Here is a 20,382-nt window from a genome sequence, read left to right as displayed (position 1 = left end):
GCGTCAACGGGCGGAGCTCTGGAGGTTGGTTTTTGCCACCTCCCCGTTCTCACCCAGAAGCAGGGACCGCACCAGCTGTCGTGGTCCGAACGGGCGAAGCATGGAGCTGGCCGGGCGCGGGCGCACCCGCAGCGGCCACCAGAACCAGCGTCCCAATAGCGCGGCAATCGAGGGCGTCATCAACGAGCGCACGACCAGGGTGTCGAACAGCAGGCCCAGCCCGATCGTGCTGCCGGCTTGGCCGATGGAGCGCAGATCACTGGCGACCATGGACATCATGGTGAAGGCGAACACCAGGCCCGCCGCGGTGACGACTTGGCCCGTTTCACCCACCGAACGGATGATGCCGGTCTTCAGTCCCGCGCTTATTTCCTCCTGGAACCGCGACACCAGCAGCAGGTTGTAGTCGGAGCCGACGGCCAGCAGGATGATCAACCCGAACACGGGCGCAATCCAGTTCAGCGCCAGCCCGAAAATGTACTGCCAGACCAAGACCGAGAGCCCGAAGGCTGCGCCCAGCGAGATCAACACCGTTCCGACGATCACCAGGGAGGCGACCAGGGCACGGGTGATCATCACCATGACGACGAAAATTAGTGTGAGCGCAGCTATTCCGACGATCAGCAGGTCGTAGTGCGAACCCGACTGGATATCGCGGTAGATGGCCGCAGTGCCGGTGAGGTAGAACTTGGCGTCGGTCAGGTTGGTACCCTTCACCGCTTGATGCGCGGCGGTCAGTTCCGGCATAACCGCCGAGATGCCTGCCGGGGTTGCCGGGTCGGTGTCGTGGGTGATGATGAACCGCGCGGCCTTGCCGTCCGGCGACAGGAAGAGTTTCAGACCGCGCTGAAAGTCAGGATTGTCGAATGCTTCTGGCGGCAGGTAGAAGTAGTCGCCACTCCTGGAGGCGTCGAACGCCTCACCCATCGCGCTCGCCGTGTCGGTCATCTTCGACATTTGCGTGATCAAACCCGAGAAGCTGCTCTGCATGGTCAGCAAGCTGGCGCGCATGGATTGCGCGACGGCGATGATCGGCGGGAACTGTTGGCGTATCTGCGGCAGTATCGTGTCGATGCTGCTCACGTCGTTCAAAAGCGCTCTCATGTCGTCGCTGAACTTGTCGACACCGTCGATTGCCTCGAACACCGATCTCGACGCCCAGCAGACGGGAATGTCGAAGCAGTGCGGCTCCCAGTACAGGTAGCTGCGGAACGGTCGCGCGAAATCGTCGAAATCTGCTAGATGGTCCCGCATCTCGTCCACGGTGGCCTTCATTTCGTTCATGTCGCCGAGCATGTGATGCGTGGTATCGCTCATCTGTCCCATCAGGCCGTACATGCGCTCGATCGAGCTGATCATGGCACCGAGGTCGTTGCTCATCGTGAGCATGTCGGCCGACCGGTCCTTCATGAACTGCAGGTTCTCTCGTATCGGAATCGACCCGGCACTGATCTGGAACGGTATTGACGTGTGCTCAATCGGCCCGCCCAACGGCCGGGTGATGCTTTGCACCATCGCGATTCCCGGTGAACGGAAGATGTCTTTGGAAATCCGATCCAAGATGATCATGTCGCCGGTGTTCCGCATATCGTGATCACTTTCGACCATCAGGATATCGGGATTCATTGTGGCTGCGCTGAAGTGGCGCTCTGCCGCCGTATATCCGACGTTCGAGGGCAGAGCGTGGGGTATGTAGAAGCGATCGTTGTAGCTGACCTTCATGCTCGGCATGATCAGGATGCCGACGATGGCGATGGCCAACGAAGTGGCGAACACCGGAGCGGGCCAACGCACGGCCGCGGCGCCGATGCGCCGCCACCCGCGGGTCTTGGCCATCCGCTTCGGCTCCAGCAGCCCGAACCGGCTGGCCACCGCGACAACGGCCGGCCCCACGGTCAGCGCTCCCGCTATCACCACGAGCAGCCCCAGCGCGGACGGGATGCCCAGCGCCTTGAAGTACGACAGTCGCGCCAGGTGCAGGCAGAAAGTCGCGCCGGCGATCGTCAGCCCGGAGCCCAAGATGACATGGTAGGTCCCGCGAAACATCGTGTAGTACGCCGTTTCCCGGTCTTCGCCGGCCTGCCGTGCCTCGTGATATCGGCCGATGAGGAATATCGCGTAGTCGGTTCCCGCCGCGATCGCCAGTGAGGACAGCATGGCCACCACGAATGTGGAAAACCCCAGCAGGCCGTAGTTCCCGAGGATCGCGACAACGCCTCGCGCCGTACCCATTTCGAAACCGACCATCACCAGAACGAGGAGCACCGTGCTGATCGAACGGTAGGTGATGAACAGCATGATCATGATGACCACGCCGGTTACACCCATCATCTTGAACATGCTCTTATCGGCGGCTTCGTTCATGTCCGTGGTCAGCGCCGCCGGTCCGGTGACGTACACCTTGAGTCCCTGAGGCGGCGCTGAACCGTCGACGACGTCGCGGACCGCCTTGACCGACTCGTTGCCCAAGGTGCTGCCCTGGTTGCCGGCCAGATTGAGTTGGACATACGCGGCTTTGCCGTCGCGGCTCTGAACGCCGGCAGCAGTCAGCGGATCCCCCCACACGTTGTGGACATGCTGCACGTGTTGGTAGTCGGCCTGCAGCTTTTCCACCAGCCCGTCGTAGTACCGGTGCGCGTGCTCGCCGAGTTGTTGGTCGCTTTCCAATACCACCATCGCGATGCTGTCGGAATCCGATTCGTGGAACTTCGCGCCGATGCGCTTGGCGGCGATCATCGCCGGCGCATCTTGCGGCGACATCGTCACGGCGTGGCTTCTCGCGACCGATTCGATCGGCGGCACAAGCACGTTCACGGCGACCGTCAGCAGCAGCCAGGCCACGATGATCGGCACCGCAAACCTGCGGACGAACCGCATGAATTTCGGACGGGCGTGATGATCGGTGATCATGCGGCTTTCACCAAACAGAAGGTCTGGGCGTGGTGGCCGACGCCGGTTTGCTCGTCTTTGACCTCACCGTTGACCGTGATGCGGCATCCGATGTTGTCGCTGTTGCCCTGTGCCACCAGGTTGGCGATCACGGCCGGCACGGTCGTGGTGATCGTGTGGGCCCACGGCAGCGCGGTGAAGCTCGCTTGTTCGGGTTGGGCGCCCTTGTTCAAATAGCTCACGCTGCCCGTCGTGTCGCGGGGGCCGAAAACCTCGTACGTCACCTCCTTGACGTGAAAGGGCACCAACGGTTCGGCGCTGCTGCCGGTCGCGGAAAAGATCTCGTCGGAACCGAAGACACCGCGCAGCCGGTCGACGGCAACGCCGCCGAGAGCAACCGCCGCCACCACCACGAGCGGTACCCACGTGCGCTTGAGAATCGTGAGCATGGACCTTTCCCTTCGCTCGCGGCATCGGCCCTCGGTAACTAGTTTCACGCCCGTTGCGCTGCGCCGAACAGAGTCATTCGTCCCATTCGGCTCCTCCGTCACATGAGAGGTACTATACCCCACCGGGTATATAATTTGGAGTGGCTGCATTCGGATTGGCTACGGCTTCCGCGCCGATATCTCGACAGTGCGCACCGCGCTTGGCGGCGGCGGATCGCAGCCGACGCCCTTCCCGCCGCCGACGGGTTGATCCCACGCCCGACGTGAGCCGGTGACCCGGCACCAGCGAAAGTAGTTGTGCAGCAGTGGTGTAGGCCCTAGTGCCCACCGGTTGAGGACCAAAGCCTCCTGATTCGATCCCGGCGGCTGCTTAGCGTCGCTAGCATGCCCTGCTTCGCAAGGAAGGAACCGTGACGATGACCACGATTACAGAGGCGCCTGCCATCACGACCAAGATGCCACGCATCGGTGACCCGGCTCCCGCGTTCACAGCGGTCACCACCCAGGGCCACATCCATTTTCCGGCCGACTACGTGGGTAAGTGGGTGATCTTGTTTTCTCACCCCGCTGACTTCACGCCGGTTTGCACCAGCGAGTTCGTCACGTTTGCGTCGATGCAGGAGCAGTTCGCCGCATACAACACCGAGCTTGTGGGCCTCTCCGTCGACGGGCTGTACAGCCACATCGCCTGGCTGCGAACGATCAGGGAGAAGATCACCTTCCGTGATTTCGCCGGCGTCGACGTCACCTTCCCGCTGATCGAGGACGTCTCAATGGAAATCGCGCGAAAATACGGCATGATCATGCCGGGTGAGGATTCCAGGAAGGCGGTGCGGGCGGTCTTCGTGGTCGACCCGGTGGGCACGATCCGCGCGATCATCTACTACCCACTGAGCCTGGGGCGCAACTTCGAGGAGTTACTCCGTATCGTCAAGGCGCTGCAGACAACCGAGCACTTTGGCGTCGCCACTCCGGCGGATTGGCGTCCCGGCGAACCGGTCATCGTGCCGACGGCCGACTCCTCGGCTGCCGCGCAGGAACGAATGGAAGGGTCCGCTGAGGGCATCAACTGCGAGGACTGGTTCTTCTGCACCAAAGAACTGTCCGCCCAGGAAGTCGAATCCGCCATCCGGATCATGTAGATGTTCCAATGATCGCCAATGGACTGCCCGCGTGGCGATCCGTTCTCGCCGTGGTCGCACACCCCGACGACGAATCCTTCGGTCTGGGTGCCATCTTATCTACGTTTGCTGAGCGCGGCGCGGAGTTGGCTGTGCTCTCCCTGACCCGAGGTGAGGCGTCGACTCTGCAAGGCGTGGCGGGCGACCTGGGCGAGATCCGGGCCGGTGAACTTGCCGCGGCGGCCAAAGCGCTCGGCGTGTCCACGGTGGAGCTGTTGCATTACCCCGACGGGCATTTGGCCGACAAGTCCAGTGACGAGTTGGCCATCCCGACCATCGCCCTCGCGGAAAGGGTCAGTGCGCAAGGCTTGCTCGTGTTCGACCCAACGGGAGTCACCGGGCACCCGGATCATCGGCAGGCAACAGCTGCTGCAACCGCGGTCGCAAGGAAGCTTGCGCTGCCAACGCTGGGTTGGACGCTGCCCGACACCGTTGCGGACATCCTCAATCGCGAATACGGCATGTCGTTCATCGGGCATGGACTCGCAGATATCGACCTCGTCGTCCCGGTCGATCGAAGCCGGCAGAACCAGGCAGTGTGCCTCCACGCCAGTCAGGCCCTGCCGACCAGCGCGCTCTGGCGACGCCTCGAGCTACTGGGCCCCTTCGAATACCTGCGTTGGCTTCACGCGTAGGACTGTGTCCGGGCCAACCCCAAACAGGAAGGTCGAAAATGTCAAACCGCTTGCCACCCCAGGGAATCGTAGTCGGAGTCGACGGGTCACCCGCGTCCACGGCGGCGGCACTGTGGGCCGTCCGTGAAGCAGCGATGCGCGAGCTTCCGCTCACGTTCGTACACGTCATTTTCGCAGCGCCTTGGGGCCCGACGGCGTTTGGTAGACCCCCGGCCTCTGCCGTTGCTGAAATCAGCCCTGAGCAAGAAGTGACGGGCCAGAGAATCATCGCCGGTGCTACACGCATCGTCGACGGCCTCGAATTCAGTCCAACCCAGATTGATCGCGAAGTGCTGTTGGGCCAACCCGTTTCCGAGCTTGTCGACTTGTCCAAGCACGCGCGGATGCTGGTTGTGGGCTGCCGGGGCCAGAGCTTGCTGGACCGGGTTCTGCTGGGGTCAGTCAGCACCGGATTGGTCCATCACGCCCACTGCCCCGTCGCAGTGATTCACGACGAGAACCCGCCGTCGTTGCAGCCTTGCCAACTGCCGGTGGTGGTCGGCATCGACGGTTCGCCGGCGTCAGAGTTGGCGACCGCGATCGCCTTCGACGAGGCTTCCTGGCGGGGCGTGGAATTAATAGCGCTGCACGCCTGGAGCGATGCCGACGAGTTCGACATCGGCAGCACCGAATGGTCGGCCCAGCAGGCCGGCGCAGTCGAAGTTTTGGCCGAGCGTCTGGCGGGCTGGCAGGAGCGCTACCCCGACGTCAGCGTGGATCGTCGGATCGTGGCGGACCGCCCGACCCGGCACCTGCTCGACGCCGCCAAGTCCGCCCAGCTCGTCGTCGTCGGCAGTCATGGCCGGGGTGGATTCGCAGGCATGCTCCTGGGATCGGTGAGCACGGCGGTGGCACAAGCAGCGCGGGTACCGGTGATCGTGGCCCGTCGCCGCTGATTCAGAGGACTAACGACCCTACAGATAGGTCGGCCTGCTCTTTAGCTTGTGACTTAGAGGCCCACAACCTGAGGAGAACACCATGACCGCCGCACGCGACATCATGACTACCGATGTCACTTGCATCGGTGAACACGACACGTTAGCCGTTGCAGCACAACACATGCGAGACCTCGATGTGGGTGCCTTGCCGATTTGCGGCGACGACGACCGGTTACACGGCATGATCACAGACCGCGACCTGGTCACGAAATGCGTGGCTGCGGGCCTGGATCCGACGACCACGACGGCGGGCGAGCTGGCACAAGGCAGTGTTTACTACATCGACGCGGATGCGAGCATCGAGGAAATGCTCGACATCATGGAGGAACACCAGATCCGCCGGTTGCCGGTTATCGAGAGCCACCGGCTGGTCGGCATCGTCGCTCAGGCCGACATCGCACGTCTGTTGCCTGAATACGCAATCGTACGCTTCGTCAAGGCGATGTCTTCCCCCAAGGCCCTCACCAGCCACTAGCAGTGGATATCACCGGTACATCGCAACAGCTTTGCACCACAATGCCTTTGGAGGTCTGATCGATGGGCGGTATTCCGCTGGGCAGAATCGCCGGGTTTCCGGTAACCGCAAACTGGAGTGTGCTGGTCATCCTCTGGCTGTTCACCTGGAGCCTGGCTTCGACTCTGCCCAGCGCAGTTTCGGGGTACTCGGCTGCGACCTACTGGTTCGCCGGCGCCTGCGGGGCTGTGGTGCTGTTGGCCTCGTTGTTGGCTCACGAGCTCGCGCACGCGATTGTCGCCCGGCGTGCCGGTGTCAAGGTGATCGATGTGACGCTGTGGCTTTTCGGCGGTATCACCCGACTGGGCGGTCAAGCGAAGACGCCGCAGACAGCCTTCCGGATCGCCGTTTCAGGTCCGGTGACGAGTTTGGCGCTGGCAGCGGGATTCGCTGCTGCCGCTGCGGGATTGGCCACTATCGGCGGCCCCGACATCGCGACGAGCGTGTTCTGGTGGCTGGCCGGGATCAACTTGCTGCTGGGCCTGTTCAACCTGCTGCCGGGCTCACCGTTGGACGGTGGTCAGGTACTGCGCGCGTGGCTTTGGCGACGATACGGTGACCCCGTTCGCGCTGCCGTCGGCGCAGCGCGGGCGGGGCGGGCTCTCGCCCTCGTCCTGATCGGCTTGGGATTCGTGGAATTCCTGGCGGGAGCCTTTGTTGCCGGTATTTGGTTGGCGTTTATCGGATGGTTTATCTTCACTGCCGCACACACCGATGAAACGCAGATCTTGGCGCGAAATGCGCTCACTGGAGTGCGCGTCGCCGATACGATGACCGCCCATCCGCATACAGCACCCGCCGGGATCACGGTAGCGGATTTCATCGAACGCTATCTGCTCGGTGACCGGCACTCTGCGTATCCCGTCCAGGATCGCGATGGATCGATCTCTGGGCTCGTCACGCTGACCCAACTGCGTCAGGTCCCGCCGGGTCGGCGGGGCGAAACCCTGGTGGGCGAGATCGCCGTGCCGCTGGACCGCGTGCCGACGGCGGCACCGAACGAACCGGTCACCGCGCTGCTGGAACGTCTGAGCGCCACACAGCAAAGTCGCGCCCTGGTAGTCGACGAAGGTCGTGTCGTCGGCATCGTCACTGCAAGTGATCTCACCCGGTTGGTCGATGTGTATCGGCTCGCGCGGCCCCGCGCGGACTCCGTCGAGACGCATTGATCGTGCATCGGCCCGGGCGAGCAAGAAGCAGGAGAAGCCATGAACGCCAGTGAGATACGATCGGCGGTCATCGTCGGTGTGGACGGCTCGCAAGCATCGATCCACGCCGCTGAGTGGGCCGTCGATGAAGCCCGCGTCCGGGGTATCCCGCTACGGCTGCTTGCGGTCATGAAGGCCACCCATTCCTCTAACGACGACTACTATCGCGATCTCAAGCACGCCGAAACGTCGGTTGGTGCAGCCCAGGCCGCGGTTGAAGCCATGGGTTTGCCGGTGAAGGTCGAAACCGAAATCCGGCGTGGGCAGCCCGCTGCCGTCCTCGTTTCGGAATCACACGATGCCGATATGCTCTGCGTCGGTTCTGTGGGCATCGGTCGCTATTCCCGGGCCCTGCTTGGTTCGACGGCGACAAGTGTGGCGGAGCAGGCGCATTGCCCGGTGGCGGTGATCCGCTCGCGGCCGGACCAACCGCGGAAAGATATCGATTGGATCGTGGTCGCAGTCGACGAAGCAAGTAACGAGGACCTCGTCGTCGACCAAGCCATGAGCGAAGCACAGCTGCGCAAGCTGCCGGTATTGGCCATCGGTGTCACGCAGCGAGGGATCGCCGGCACCGCGCCCGACGAACTCGACGAGCGCCTGACACCCTGGCGGCGCTGGTATCCGGACGTCCATGTTTACCCCGTCGCCACAGGAACCGACGTTGCCCGGTTTTTGCACGACAACGACGACAACTGGGCCCCGCTCGCCGTTATCAGCAGCGACGACGCCGACCGGCTCGCACAGATCATCGGGTCCAAGCAGCATCCGGTCTTCCGGCATACCGAAGCCTCGGTACTGATCGTCCGTGACTGAACTCGCGCCGAACCCACGCGCGGCAGCAGCGGATCAGACGCTGGTGAGTATCCTTTTGATGATGTTCCGGGCCGCTCGCAGATGCTTATCAGCTTGAGCCATCGATGAGAGGAACTCGCCGTCATAGTTGACCGGTGATCCGGCAACGACGGCAAGGCACAGATGTGCCGCGGAGTGATAATCCTCGATCGCCGCATGGAGTTCGGCGGTGAGTTCAGCATCGGGACTGGGGAGATGGCTCTTCAGCCCAACCTCGGCAGAATCGTGCACACGCTGGCAGGCTGCCGCCAGTGCGCCTGGCCGGAAAACGTTCATCGCAGCCTGCACGTCTCCTGCCGCCCTCTGCGTCTCGGTGAAATCGTCTTGTGCCGCTGACCACCATTGCTGCATTGCAGCGGTACTCGACATCGTCGGTTGCGGGGCCCGGGCGTGCTCCGCGCTCTTGGTCATGACGATGCCGGCCGCCCCGCCTGCGACCCAGAGGACCGCGGTGATCCCTGCGGCGGCGATGAGCCATTTTGTCCGGCGGCGCGACGCGGTTCTGGGCGGTGGAACAGCCGATGTGACGGGGAAACTCCCCTGGCAATATGGTTGCTCACCTGGCGAGCCGGGCTGCCCGGTGGGATAACTCACCATGTCGTGCTCCCGTTCGGTTACGTTGCGCACAATCGACGGTATGCGTTACGACCCGTGGGCCAGCAGGGTCGTTAGCCTCCAGCTGACGGGTTCTTTGGTCCCGGGATCGCGACCACCAACGATAGAGCTCGTCGGCGCCCCAGACCGCCAGCGGCATCGGGACGAGCATCAGCAGCATCCAACCGTCGAGCGCCGCGGTTCCGAATATGTATTGCAGTGGCGGCCAATAGACGACCATCGCGGCGAAAGTCAATTCGAAAGCAATCCCACCGAGCAGGAATCGATTTGTGGTAAGCCCTACCGAGCGCAGCGACGCCCAAGTAGTCCGAGAGGCAAACGCCGTGCCAACTTGGCATGCGACGATTGCCGCGAACGACATGCTGGTCGCCTGGAGGTATGCGCGGTGAAGCGGTGTCCCGTCTCTGATGGTGTCACCCAAATGCCAACCGCTGTCCAACAACACCGCGAAAAAGGCCGCCATAACCAGCGCGGCTGAGAGAAGCCCCATCAACCCCCAGCCGCGCCAAAGTATTTGACGCGTGATCACGTTTTCCGATTGGCGGCGTGGCGGTTGATGCATCAGACCTGGCTCGGCCGGCTCACGGCCGAGGGCCAACGCCGGGAGGGTTTCGGTTCCGAGGTCGATGGCGAGTATTTGCAGCACGGTAAGCGGCAGGGGAATACCACCGCCAGAGAGCGCAAAGACCATGAACGGCACCACTTCAGGCACCGCGTGCGCGAAGATGTACAGCACGAACTTACGAATGTTGGCAAAGACGCGACGCCCCTCGCGTATACCCGCGGTGATCGTGGCGAAGTTGTCGTCGGTGATCACCATCGTGGCTGCCTCGCGTGCGACGTCGGTACCGCTGCGGCCCATGGCGACTCCGATGTCGGCACGACGTAGGGCCGGTGCGTCGTTGACACCGTCGCCGGTCATCGCCACGACAGTGCCGAGGTGGTGCAGCGCATCGGCGATGCGTAGCTTCGCCTCCGGCAAGACCCGGGAGAAGATGATTTCCTCACCGCTGGTGAGTAATTCGTCAAGCTGTGGCTCGCTCATCCGGTCCAGTTCGACCCCATCGACCACGCGGTGGGCGCCTATGCCGATCCGGCGTGCGATTTCGGAAGCAGTCCGCCCATTGTCACCGGTGACGACATGCACCCGGATCCCGGCGGTATGGCACTGCCGCACGGCGGCAGACACTTCGGGCCGCGGCGGGTCGAGAATACCGATCAGACCGAGAAACGCCAGCTGCTGTTCAGCAGTGTCGCGGTCGGCATCAGGGTTTTCGCCGGTCATATCGCGGGTTGCGATCGCCAGCACCCGCAATCCACGCTCGGCCATTTCATCTACCCGGTGCTCCCACAGCGCGCGCTGCGCGACGTCGAGCTCGCAGAGCGGCATTATGCGCTCCGGCGCACCCTTGACATGCAGGGCCAATCGACCGTTTACCCTGTCCAGGGTAGACATCCGCATCAGCTGGGGTTCGAAGCGGAAAAGCTTGTGACGCTGGCTATCTCGCGTCGCGACATCCACGCTGATGCCATTTAGAGCCGCATATTCGAGTAATGCGATCTCGGTGGGGTCCCCGGTTTGGTTAGCCCCCAACGTGGCGGTCGTACACCGCGCCGCCGCGCCGAGCAGAGCGTGATCGTCATCCGCCGCCGCCACGTCGACGACCTGCATCCGGTTTTGCGTCAGGGTTCCCGTCTTGTCGGTACAGATCGTCGCAACGGATCCCAAAGTCTCCACCGACGACAACCGTTTGACAACCGCGCCTTGCCGGGCCAGCGAGCGGGCCCCGGCAGCCAATGCCAGAGTGATTGTGGGCAGGAGCCCTTCCGGAACGTTGGCCACAAGGAGCCCGATCGCAAACAGCAACGCCGCGTTGAGAGTCAGGCCTGCCAGCAAGCCCAGCGGCAGGAACAACACGCCCACCGCAATTGCGACACCGGAAATCAGCCACGCCACCCGACGGACCTGCCGCTCCAACGGGCTCATGTCGGTACGGACCTTCCGAGACAATGCGGCGATGCGACCCAGCTCGGTATGGCTGCCGGTGCCGTACACGATCGCGGTCGCCGAGCCGGCCACGCAGGTGGTTCCGCTGAACACCAGAACCGGCGAATCGATGGAGCGTTCTGCAGAACCGACGTGGCCGGCGGCGCGCTCGACGGGGTTGGACTCGCCAGTCAGCGCCGACATGTCGACTTCGAGGCTGCCCCTGACTAGCCGAGCGTCAGCCGGAATCCGGTCACCTTCTTCGACGAACAAAACGTCGCCGGGCACGAGTTCACGGCTAAGCACCTGGGTCCGGCGTCCGCCGCGTAGCACCCAGGTTCGTTGCGGCAGATACGCGCTTAATGCCTCCACGGCGCGTGCCGCGTGTTGTTCCTGGACAAATGCCAGCACCGCGTTCAGGATGATCACCCCAACGATGGCGGCAGCGAGCACAAGGGATTTCGACACCGCGGCCAGCGCAGCCGCGACCCAGAGCAACAGCGCCAGCGGATGGGTGAACTGCCGGGACAGACTGCGCAACCAGTGTCGACCGGCAGCAGCCGGCAATTCGTTCGGACCGTACACCTGCAGACGACGTGCGGCCTCCCGTGAGCTGAGACCGGTTTTGGTGGATACCCGGCCATGTACGAGCTGCCAGGGCGGTTCGTGGGTGGCGTTGAGCGTATCGGCCATCGCTATCGCGCTACTGGGTCCGGACCACGATTACCGGGATCTCCGCCGACTGCGCTACTGCGGAACTGACGGAGCCGAGGAGCGCGCCGCTGAAACCGCCGCGGCCGCGGCTACCCAGCACAACCAGCTGCGCGTGCTGAGACTCCTTGATCAGCCAGCGAGCCGGCGTATCACAGACGAGTCGCCGTTCGACTCGCACATCTGGGTACAGTTCCTGCCAGCCGGCCAGACGTTCACCCAGCAGCTCCTCCCCTTGATCCCGATACGCGCGCCAATCCATGCCCAGGATCGGGAAGACCGCGACATCGCTCCATGCGTGCAACGCAACGAGCGACACCGCGCGCAGCGACGCCTCCTCGAACGCGAAGGCGGTGGCAGCTTCGGACGCGGGCGAACCGTCGATGCCCAGTAACACCGGGCCGTCCGGATCCCTTACTGACGCTTTGCCGGCATGGATAATCGCCACAGGGCAGTGGGCATGGTGGAGCACTCCGCTGCTGACCGAACCCAACAGCAGGCGCCCGAACGCACCCCTCCCGCGGCTTCCCATCACTACCATCCGAGCGTCCTGGGAGGCGTCGACGAGCGCCTGCACGGGATTTGCGTACAGAAGCTCGCTCTGTACCTCCGGCGACTGCGATTTATCCATGGCGTCGGTCAAATCATTGCGGGCCTGCACGATAACGTCGCGCGCGTTGTCCTCTTGCCATTTCGCGACAGCGACCTGTTCTGCCGCCACCGGCCAGCTCACAACTACGGGTTGCACAACATGCGTCAGCGTGATGACTTCGTCGCGCATCGATGCCTCGCGCGCCGCCCAGCTCACCGCGGCCCGCGATTCCGCTGAACCGTCGACCGCGACCAATATCCCGTATTTCGTCGTCCCTTCGGTCATCCCATTCTCCCTCCACCCACTCGGTGTTATCTCTGAGGGTTTTCGTGGGATGGTCGTCGTTTCGACTCGGCAGCTTCAGCTTCTTCCCGACGACGAAAGTACGTCTCTGCAAACAGCAGATGCTTGATAGCTTCCAGGTAGCGATTATCGGACATTTTCACTTCTCCCATTCGGTCCGCTGACATACGAGATCTGGCCCCGAGCAAGGCTTTTCAGCAAGCCTGCGCCACGGCTTGGACTTGTTCTTCAGGACGCGCATCGCAACCCGACCTGTTCTGGGTCGACCGAGACCGCGGACCGCCCGTCGGGGCCCATCTCCTCATCCTGGACACCACGATCGCCCAGCTGTCCAAGAAGACCACCGATGTCCTTCGCGGCAAGCGCATAGTCTGCCACTCCGGACTCGAGAGCGTTGCGGGGCAGGTCGGGAAAAAGCGCATCCATCGGGTCCTGAACAACCGCTGTTCCGCCGGCCGCCTTGATCGCCCCCAATCCGGCAACACCGTCGTCAAGCAGGCCGGACATCAGAACGCCGATCGCTCGCGAGCCATAATCGAGTGCGACCGAACGGAAGAGCACATCGATCGCGGGCCGCCGACCGCTTTCCGACGGACCATCCGACAGCATTACTCGGTGGTCGCGCGCCAGCAGGTGATTGTCGGGCACCGCTACATAAATGCGTCCGGGTTCCAGGATGGCACCGTCGGTGGCCGCCGTCGCCGCCAATGGCCCACTGCGATCAAGGATCTCGGCCAGCACTGAGGGTCCTCCTGCCCACATGTGAATCGCCACCATCACCGCGAACGGAAAGTCGGGCGGCAGACTTGCCACCAGTTCGGTGAGTGCTTCGATGCCGCCGGCAGACGCGCCAACCGCCACCACACCCTCTGACGCCGTCCCTGTGCGTGCCATGCCGAATCACACCTTCACCGCATTCTGCTTCGAGACAATCTCCATAGCGTCTCCAGCATGGGTCGCCCACAGACCGGACCCAAGGGCCTTAAGCCCCCACATCTACGTCACGAAAGGCCTTTTCGGCCACCAAAGCCGGGTCTTCTAGCCGCTGACCGACGGTGATGCGTCCGTACACCAGCGCCGATTGCACGCGAGGCCGAGCGGGACCTAAACGCTCAGTGCACCAGCACAACCGGTTCGTGGGTGGCGGTATGGATGTCATACGCCGCGGCGGCGAACAACTCGTCGGCCAAATTGGATAGCGCACGGGCGACGGCCAGCTCGTCGCCGATCTCCGGAATGTTGCGGTCGCTGGGGTTGACCCGGGCGATACCAAGACCAGTCAGCTGCCTGCCCCGCCAGTGCAGCCGCGCCCTCGCGCGAGTGCGCTTGCGGTGTTCGTCAATCGAGATCTCGACTGCCCAATGCTTGGTCTGGGATGTCGATTCCTTCTCTTTCATTTGCTGCCTCCGGAGTGATCGTGGCGAATGTAAATCCCAAATGACTTGGGACGTTTAGAGTTTGTGATCGATGCCTAGCACGGCCAACGCGGTGCGGACCATCTGGTTGGTGAAGCCCCACTCGTTGTCATACCAGGCCATGATCTTGATCAGGGTGCCGTCCACGACGCGGGTCATCGCGGCGTCAATCACCGACGCCCGGGGATCACCCACGATGTCGGTCGACACAATCGGATCTTTGGCGACGCCGACGATCCCGCGGTAGCGGTCGCTATCGGCCTCATCGCAAAAAATCTCGTTGATCTCGTCCGTGTTCGTGGGCCGCGTGGTCACCGCCACGATGTCGGCGATCGAGCCGACTGGTATGGGCACGCGCACCGCCACACCGTCGAACCGGTCGGTCAAATCAGGCAGCGCGCGCGTGGTGGCCAACGCGGCGCCGGTGGAAGCGGGCACCATGTTCAGCGCGCCCGCCCGTCCGCGGCGCGCGTCCTTGCTGGGCCCGTCGATCAACTGCTGACTTGCCGTGTACGCGTGCACCGTGGTCATGACCGCGCGGGCCACCCCGATTCGACGCTGCAGGATTTCCATCACCGGGGTGATGCAATTGGTGGTGCAGCTGGCGCAGGAGATGATCTGTTGATCTTGGGCTGCGCGGTTTGTTCCGTGCACCACCGTGGTGACGGACTCGGTGCGGGCGGGCGCCGATAGGAGCACGAACTTGGCACCTGCCTTCAGGTGGCCGACGAGCTCCGGTTCCCGTCGGAACACACCGCTGCACTCGAAGACCAGGTCGACACCGAATTCCGACCACGGCAGCTCGGCAGGATCGTAGCGCGAGTACACCGGAATCCGCCGACCGTCGAGCACCAAAGCGTCGCCGTCGACGGAGACCGACCGCTGGTAGCGGCCATACACGCTGTCGTAGCGCAGCAGGTAAGCCAGGCTATCGACGGGCACAACATCGTTGATCGCCGCCACGCGGATGCCATCCAGCTCCGCCAGGACTTTCAGCGTGGCCCGACCGATCCGTCCGAAGCCGTTGATGGCTACCACCGCCATAGCGCCCACCTCCCTACCCGTTGGCTAGTTCTTCGCTGCGGCAATTGACCTTTCGATCCGACCACGTGACGCAACGCGGTGGCAGAGCCGGAAGTCCTCGCTTCGGAAGGTCGTTGGTCAGGCCGACTATTCGCGGTCGCCCAGCAGCGTTGCCACATGGTCGTCGACATAAGTCGACAATTCGCGCGGCGGACGGTGATAATTGCCAGTCGCCACCGGACGTGCGGGCAGCTCGACCACCGGCTTTTCCACCTCCCGATAGTCGATCGTGGACAGCAGATGAGCCATCATGTTCAGCCGCGCATGCTTTTTGACATCAGACTCCACGACATACCACGGGCTTACCGGGGTGTCGGTGTGCACCATCATTTCGTCTTTGGCTCGCGAATAGTCTTCCCACCGGTAGACCGATTCCAGGTCCATCGGGGTCAGTTTCCATCGGCGGACCGGGTCACTGCGGCGCGCTTTGAATCGGCGCAGTTGCTCCTCCTCCGACACCGAAAACCAATACTTCCGCAGCACGATCCCATCTTCAATCAGCATCTGCTCGAAGATTGGTGTCTGCCGCAGGAACAGCGCATGTTCCTGCGGGGTGCAGAAACCCATGACTTTCTCGACACCTGCACGGTTGTACCAGGACCGATCGAACAGCACGATCTCCCCCTTGGCCGGTAGATGCCCGACGTAACGCTGGTAATACCACTGGCCGCGTTCGCGCTCGGTCGGTACAGGCAGCGCGACGATCCGAGCGATCCGCGGATTGAGGTATTCGGTGATTCGTTTGATCGTGCCGCCCTTGCCGGCGCCGTCACGGCCTTCGAAGATCACCACGATACGAGCGCCGGAATGGCGGACCCACTCCTGTAACTTGACGAACTCTGTTTGCAACCGGAACATTTCGGCCGCATAGATGCCGTTAGGGATCTTCGGCTTCGACTGCTTCGATGTCTTATGCCTCTTGGTTTTTGCCGACGCGCCGCCGGCGCCTACTTCGTTCACTTCAGTTGCTGCCGTAGCCCTCAGCGACGAATCTCTAAAACTTCGGACACAGGCCGCCGCGGGGTGGGCGGTGGAATGTCGTCGACATCCGGCGCCGTTCCAACCCGGATCAGTACTTGCGGCATGACATTTCGTCCGATCAGATCTCTGATGACGTTGCGGCTGGCCTCCAGCTCGGTGATATGGGTGAGCGGGCATGTGGCCAGGCCCGCTACCGTGCATGCCAGCAGCACCGCTGATAGCACTTGACCGCTGTGGAATGCGTTTGCACGAGTGTCATCAGGCGTGGACAGCACGAGGATCTTTGCCTCATCCTGGGCAACCGTGATTCGTCGCTCGCCGTACCAACGGGGTGGGAATGACCGGTCGATGCCGACTCGATCGCGTTCTGACCGCGACACCAACGCGCTGGGTGGAATTCCCTCTGACACTCGGCAAGGCGCTGTCCACCACTGCAGTTCGTGATGGTAATAGTCGTCGTAGCGGCGCAGGGACTCGGTTAGCCGCGACGCTTGGGCCAGCTGCGGGCGCACATCGTCTGCCAACACGTCGATCTCGGCCAGACTGTCGGTGAACCAGCTGCGCAGTGCGGGTTCCACCGACTCCCAATCCTTGGGTGTCCGAAACGGCAGGCGATCGCTGCGGCGACGTGAAATTGCATCGGCGCGGTCGCGCCATACCTGCCTCACATCATCGAGCGGGGCGAAGTCGATTGACGCGAGGTGTTCGAGCTTGTTCGGGTTGGGGAACTCGTCTATACGGGTGTTCCAGCCGGCGGCAGCCATCGCGGTCCGGAAGTGGTCCAGCACGGCACCGCAGCCGATCAGTGCCTCTCGCCCGGAACTGTCCGTGGAGCGCACCACCCTGTGCGGATCGACGAACAACTCGACGGTGGTACTTGTAGCCACCCACCGCCACGGTTGGCTGTTATGGAGCGACGGAGCGCGACAAGCCAATTCAACGGCACGCGAGATCACTTCGGTGGCCACCGCAGTTTTCGTCATACCATCATCCGTCCTTCTCTGTGCTTGACCTTTGCCAATCGATATAACAGATGCCAGGGTCCTTGGTCCCTGGCTGACGGGGTCTTGCGACCGCTTCGCTCAGGCCCGCTTACGAAGCACACTGTGCTCATGGGTCACACCGACGGACGAGGTCAACCGCCGCTAACACCGGCCGAGCCGTATGCGACTGTGCGCGAAACCCACACCGGGCTTGTGGTGCTAGTCGGCGACCTGGCCTTCAAATGCAAGAAACCGGTACGCACCGACTTCCTCGATTTCAGCACGCCGGAACGGCGTGAGGAGGTCTGCCAGCGTGAGGTAGAACTAAACCGGAGGCTGGCCCCGGCCAGCTACTTGGGTGTCGCCCACCTGAACATGCCCTGCAACGTCGCAGCCGAGCCAGTGGTTGTCATGCGGCGCCACCCCGACTCGTCCCGGTTGGCAACCATGGTGCGAGGCGGCCAACCGGTCACCGACGCGCTGATCGCGATTGCCGAGGTGCTGGCCCGTTTCCACAAAACCGCCCGGCGTGGTCGATCCATCGCGTCGCACGGGACCGTCGATGCCGTCAAAACGCGCTGGACGACCAACATTACAGAGTTGCAGCGATTCGCCGACACGATCTTGGACCGGCAGCGTCTCGACGCGGTAGATCACCTGGCCTCGCAATTCCTCGCCGGTCGCGGGATGCTGCTGGCCGAGCGCATCTCAGAGCGGCGGATCGTCGACGGACACGGCGACTTGCTCGCCGACGACATCTTCTGCTTGCCCGACGGCCCGGAGATATTGGACTGCCTGGAATTCGACGATCACCTTCGATACGTCGACATGCTCGACGACGCCGCGTTTCTGGCCATGGATTTGGAATTTTTGGGCCACAAGGATCTCGCCGAATTCTTCCTGGACCACTACAGCCGGCTGGCCGCGGACCCAGCACCGCAGTCGCTGAAGGATTTCTACATTGCATACCGGGCACTGGTGCGGGCCAAAGTCGATTGCGTGCGGTTCGCCCAGGGGCATCTTGATGCCACCGCGGATGCCTTGCGTCACATGGATATCGCGCAGCAGCACCTGCAGGCGGGCAGGGTGCGCATGGTTGTGGTCGGTGGTGGGCCCGGCACCGGCAAGACCACCCTGGCGCAGGGATTGGCGCGGCAAGTCGGGGCCCATGTGGTCTCCACCGACGAAGTGCGCCGAGACATGCAAAGTTCGGGTGCTATCCGTGGAGAGGCAGGCGTGCTCAACGCCCGGCTGTACGCCGACGAGAATGTCCGAGCCGTCTACGAGGAGGTGTTGCGCCGAGCCCACCTCCTTCTGGCCAACGGCCGATCGGTGATCCTCGATGGCACCTGGCGAGATCCCCGCCGCCGCCAGCAGGCGCGAGAGCTTGCCGCCCAAACACATGCTGCCATCCTCGAATTGCGGTGCGACACAGCGGTGCATACCGCCGCACGACGAGTCGAGGCACGGAAGGCCGGCAATATTTCCGACGCAACTCCGGAAATCGCCTGCGCGTTGGCCGACAATGCTCGGCAATGGCCGGAGGCGCACACCGTCGACACCAGCCGGCCCCCGGCGGAAGCAGTTCGCACTGCCGAGGAGCTATGGCATTTCGCCGGGCAGCGCACGCGGTAAACAGGCCACCACAAAGGACTTTGGTCACACGCGATGGTGTCCACTGGCCGCTACCTCGAGCGCGGAGCGTCACTAGCGTCACAATCAGTGTCAGGGTGAGGTCGCCGCTTGTTGCGGTGGTTGGATCCTGATCACCTGGTGTCTGGCTCGTAGCGTCGGTGCCGCCTTCGGGTTGGCGTGCATGCGTTTTGTCGGCATCAGGTGTGAAGGACCGGCCGGCGTGACTTGATAGGAGCGTGGCATCGCCCCCACTGAGGTTTGTCCGCCGACCGGCCCAACCGTCACCTCACAGTGAAGGAGGCAACCTCCATGGTTGTTGTTGGAGCCGATGTGCACAAGCGCACCCACACGTTCGTCGCCGTCGACGAGGTGGGCCGCAAGCTCGGCGAGAAGGTCGTCAAAGCCACCACGGCTGGGCACGCCGAGGCGGTGATGTGGGCTCGGGAACGCTTCGGCACCGATGTGGTGTGGGCGATCGAGGATTGCCGGCACCTATCGGCGCGGCTGGAACGTGATCTGCTGACCGCCGGTCAACAGGTGGTGCGGGTGCCGCCGAAGTTGATGGCCCAAACCCTAGCGCGCGCACGCGGGGCAAGTCTGACCCGATCGATGCGTTAGCAGTCGCGCGGGGGTTTCTGCGCGAACCGGATCTGCCGGTCGCTTCGCATGACGAGGTCTCACGGGAGTTGAAGTTATTGGTGGATCGCCGCGAAGTCCTTGTGGCCCAACGCACCGCGACGATCAACCGGTTGCTGTGGCGGGTGCATGAACTCGATCCCGAACACGCCCCGAAGGCCCGTTCGCTGGACCTGCCTAAGCATCGCCGAATCCTGGGCGACTGGCTGGCCAGCGTGCCCGGACTGGTCGCCGAGCTCGCCCGCGATGAGCTTGCCGACATCACCCGGCTCACCGAAACCATCAACGCGTTGGCCAAACGAATCGGTGAGCGTGTCCGCGCCGTCGCCCCAGCGCTGCTTTCCCTTCCGGGCTGTGGGGAGTTGACCGCTGCCAAACTGGTCGGCGAGGCCGCCGGGGTAACCCGGTTCAAAAGCGAGGCCGCCTTTGCCCGCCATGCCGGAGTGGCGCCCGTCCCGGTGTGGTCGGGCAATACCGCCGGCCGGGTGCGCATGACCCGCTCGGGCAACCGCCAACTCAACGCCGCCCTGCACCGCATCGCCGTCACCCAGATCCGCCTTCCAGGCGTCGGACAGGCCTACTACCGGCACCGCATCGCCGCCGGCGACTCCAAAACCGAAGCCCTGCGCTGCCTCAAACGCCGCCTGGCCCGCGTCGTCTTCGGCCACCTAAACACCGACCACCAAAACCGAACCCAGCCTTGCCAACCCGCAGCGGCTTGACATAGGAGAAA

The 20,382-nt window shown here is 63.3% G+C and carries 17 protein-coding genes and 1 pseudogene; 8 read left to right on the top strand and 10 right to left on the bottom strand.

Annotated features, from left to right (window positions below):
• Window positions 1-3: 3 nt before the first annotated feature.
• Both G6N47_RS14740 and G6N47_RS14735 read right to left on the bottom strand, forming a co-directional pair.
• Window positions 4-2,910, bottom strand: a complete 2,907-nt coding sequence (locus tag G6N47_RS14740; protein WP_083132520.1) for an MMPL/RND family transporter — start codon at window positions 2,908-2,910, stop codon at window positions 4-6.
• The gene (locus G6N47_RS14735; RefSeq protein ID WP_083132519.1) at window positions 2,907-3,338 is read right to left on the bottom strand and encodes an MmpS family transport accessory protein; all 432 of its coding nucleotides are present in this window, start codon (window positions 3,336-3,338) and stop codon (window positions 2,907-2,909) included. The genes G6N47_RS14740 and G6N47_RS14735 overlap by 4 nt, the downstream gene beginning before the upstream one ends.
• A gap of 416 nt (window positions 3,339-3,754) precedes the next feature.
• Here G6N47_RS14735 and G6N47_RS14730 point away from each other — a divergent pair, with 416 nt between their 5' ends.
• The 6 genes from G6N47_RS14730 (at window position 3,755) to G6N47_RS14705 (ending at window position 8,669) form a co-directional block, all read left to right on the top strand.
• On the top strand, window positions 3,755-4,480 hold the full coding sequence (locus G6N47_RS14730) for a peroxiredoxin (protein WP_372517464.1): 726 nt from the start codon (window positions 3,755-3,757) through the stop codon (window positions 4,478-4,480).
• Window positions 4,481-4,488: 8 nt separating this feature from the next.
• Window positions 4,489-5,154, top strand: a complete 666-nt coding sequence (locus tag G6N47_RS14725; protein WP_083132518.1) for a PIG-L family deacetylase — start codon at window positions 4,489-4,491, stop codon at window positions 5,152-5,154.
• Window positions 5,155-5,192: 38 nt separating this feature from the next.
• Window positions 5,193-6,089 (top strand): universal stress protein, encoded by an 897-nt coding sequence (locus tag G6N47_RS14720; RefSeq protein WP_083132517.1) that lies wholly within the window; start codon window positions 5,193-5,195, stop codon window positions 6,087-6,089.
• Window positions 6,090-6,171: 82 nt separating this feature from the next.
• Window positions 6,172-6,606 (top strand): CBS domain-containing protein, encoded by a 435-nt coding sequence (locus G6N47_RS14715; RefSeq protein ID WP_083132516.1) that lies wholly within the window; start codon window positions 6,172-6,174, stop codon window positions 6,604-6,606.
• Window positions 6,607-6,668: 62 nt separating this feature from the next.
• Window positions 6,669-7,814 carry a site-2 protease family protein gene (locus G6N47_RS14710; RefSeq protein ID WP_083132515.1) on the top strand — a complete coding sequence of 382 codons (1,146 nt, stop codon included), beginning with the start codon at window positions 6,669-6,671 and terminating at the stop codon, window positions 7,812-7,814.
• A 39-nt stretch (window positions 7,815-7,853) separates the two neighbouring features.
• On the top strand, window positions 7,854-8,669 hold the full coding sequence (locus G6N47_RS14705; RefSeq protein WP_083132514.1) for a universal stress protein: 816 nt from the start codon (window positions 7,854-7,856) through the stop codon (window positions 8,667-8,669).
• A 33-nt stretch (window positions 8,670-8,702) separates the two neighbouring features.
• Here G6N47_RS14705 and G6N47_RS14700 read toward each other — a convergent pair whose 3' ends face one another.
• The 8 genes from G6N47_RS14700 to G6N47_RS14665 form a co-directional block, all read right to left on the bottom strand.
• Window positions 8,703-9,305, bottom strand: a complete 603-nt coding sequence (locus tag G6N47_RS14700) for a hypothetical protein (protein WP_139799558.1) — start codon at window positions 9,303-9,305, stop codon at window positions 8,703-8,705.
• Window positions 9,265-12,003, bottom strand: a complete 2,739-nt coding sequence (locus G6N47_RS14695; RefSeq protein ID WP_083132512.1) for a cation-translocating P-type ATPase — start codon at window positions 12,001-12,003, stop codon at window positions 9,265-9,267. The genes G6N47_RS14700 and G6N47_RS14695 overlap by 41 nt, the downstream gene beginning before the upstream one ends.
• Window positions 12,004-12,013: 10 nt before the next feature.
• Complete coding sequence (locus G6N47_RS14690) at window positions 12,014-12,898, bottom strand: universal stress protein (RefSeq protein ID WP_083132511.1); 885 nt, start codon at window positions 12,896-12,898, stop codon at window positions 12,014-12,016.
• Window positions 12,899-13,144: 246 nt separating this feature from the next.
• Window positions 13,145-13,810, bottom strand: a complete 666-nt coding sequence (locus G6N47_RS14685; RefSeq protein ID WP_083132510.1) for a chemotaxis protein CheB — start codon at window positions 13,808-13,810, stop codon at window positions 13,145-13,147.
• Window positions 13,811-14,028: 218 nt separating this feature from the next.
• A complete protein-coding gene (locus G6N47_RS14680; protein WP_083132509.1) occupies window positions 14,029-14,313 on the bottom strand; it encodes a DUF1876 domain-containing protein in 285 nt (94 codons plus the stop codon).
• A gap of 54 nt (window positions 14,314-14,367) precedes the next feature.
• Complete coding sequence (gene gap / locus G6N47_RS14675; protein WP_083132508.1) at window positions 14,368-15,375, bottom strand: type I glyceraldehyde-3-phosphate dehydrogenase; 1,008 nt, start codon at window positions 15,373-15,375, stop codon at window positions 14,368-14,370.
• 126 nt (window positions 15,376-15,501) lie between these two features.
• Window positions 15,502-16,299: a polyphosphate kinase 2 gene (gene ppk2, locus G6N47_RS14670; RefSeq protein WP_264007033.1), complete on the bottom strand. Its 798-nt coding sequence runs from the start codon at window positions 16,297-16,299 to the stop codon at window positions 15,502-15,504.
• A gap of 95 nt (window positions 16,300-16,394) precedes the next feature.
• Window positions 16,395-17,378, bottom strand: coding sequence for an Acg family FMN-binding oxidoreductase (locus G6N47_RS14665; RefSeq protein ID WP_083132506.1), 984 nt, complete (start codon window positions 17,376-17,378; stop codon window positions 16,395-16,397).
• 129 nt (window positions 17,379-17,507) lie between these two features.
• Between G6N47_RS14665 and G6N47_RS14660 the strand changes: the two genes are divergently transcribed.
• Window positions 17,508-19,013: a bifunctional aminoglycoside phosphotransferase/ATP-binding protein gene (locus G6N47_RS14660; protein ID WP_083132505.1), complete on the top strand. Its 1,506-nt coding sequence runs from the start codon at window positions 17,508-17,510 to the stop codon at window positions 19,011-19,013.
• Between the two features lie 291 nt (window positions 19,014-19,304).
• Window positions 19,305-20,371: pseudogene (locus tag G6N47_RS14655) on the top strand (IS110 family RNA-guided transposase).
• Window positions 20,372-20,382 lie beyond the last annotated feature (11 nt).

This window comes from Mycobacterium branderi (assembly GCF_010728725.1).
GTDB classification, from domain to species: Bacteria; Actinomycetota; Actinomycetes; order Mycobacteriales; family Mycobacteriaceae; genus Mycobacterium; species Mycobacterium branderi.
Note: the sequence above shows the minus strand (reverse complement) of the source record. Positions and strands in the feature narration are given on the sequence as shown.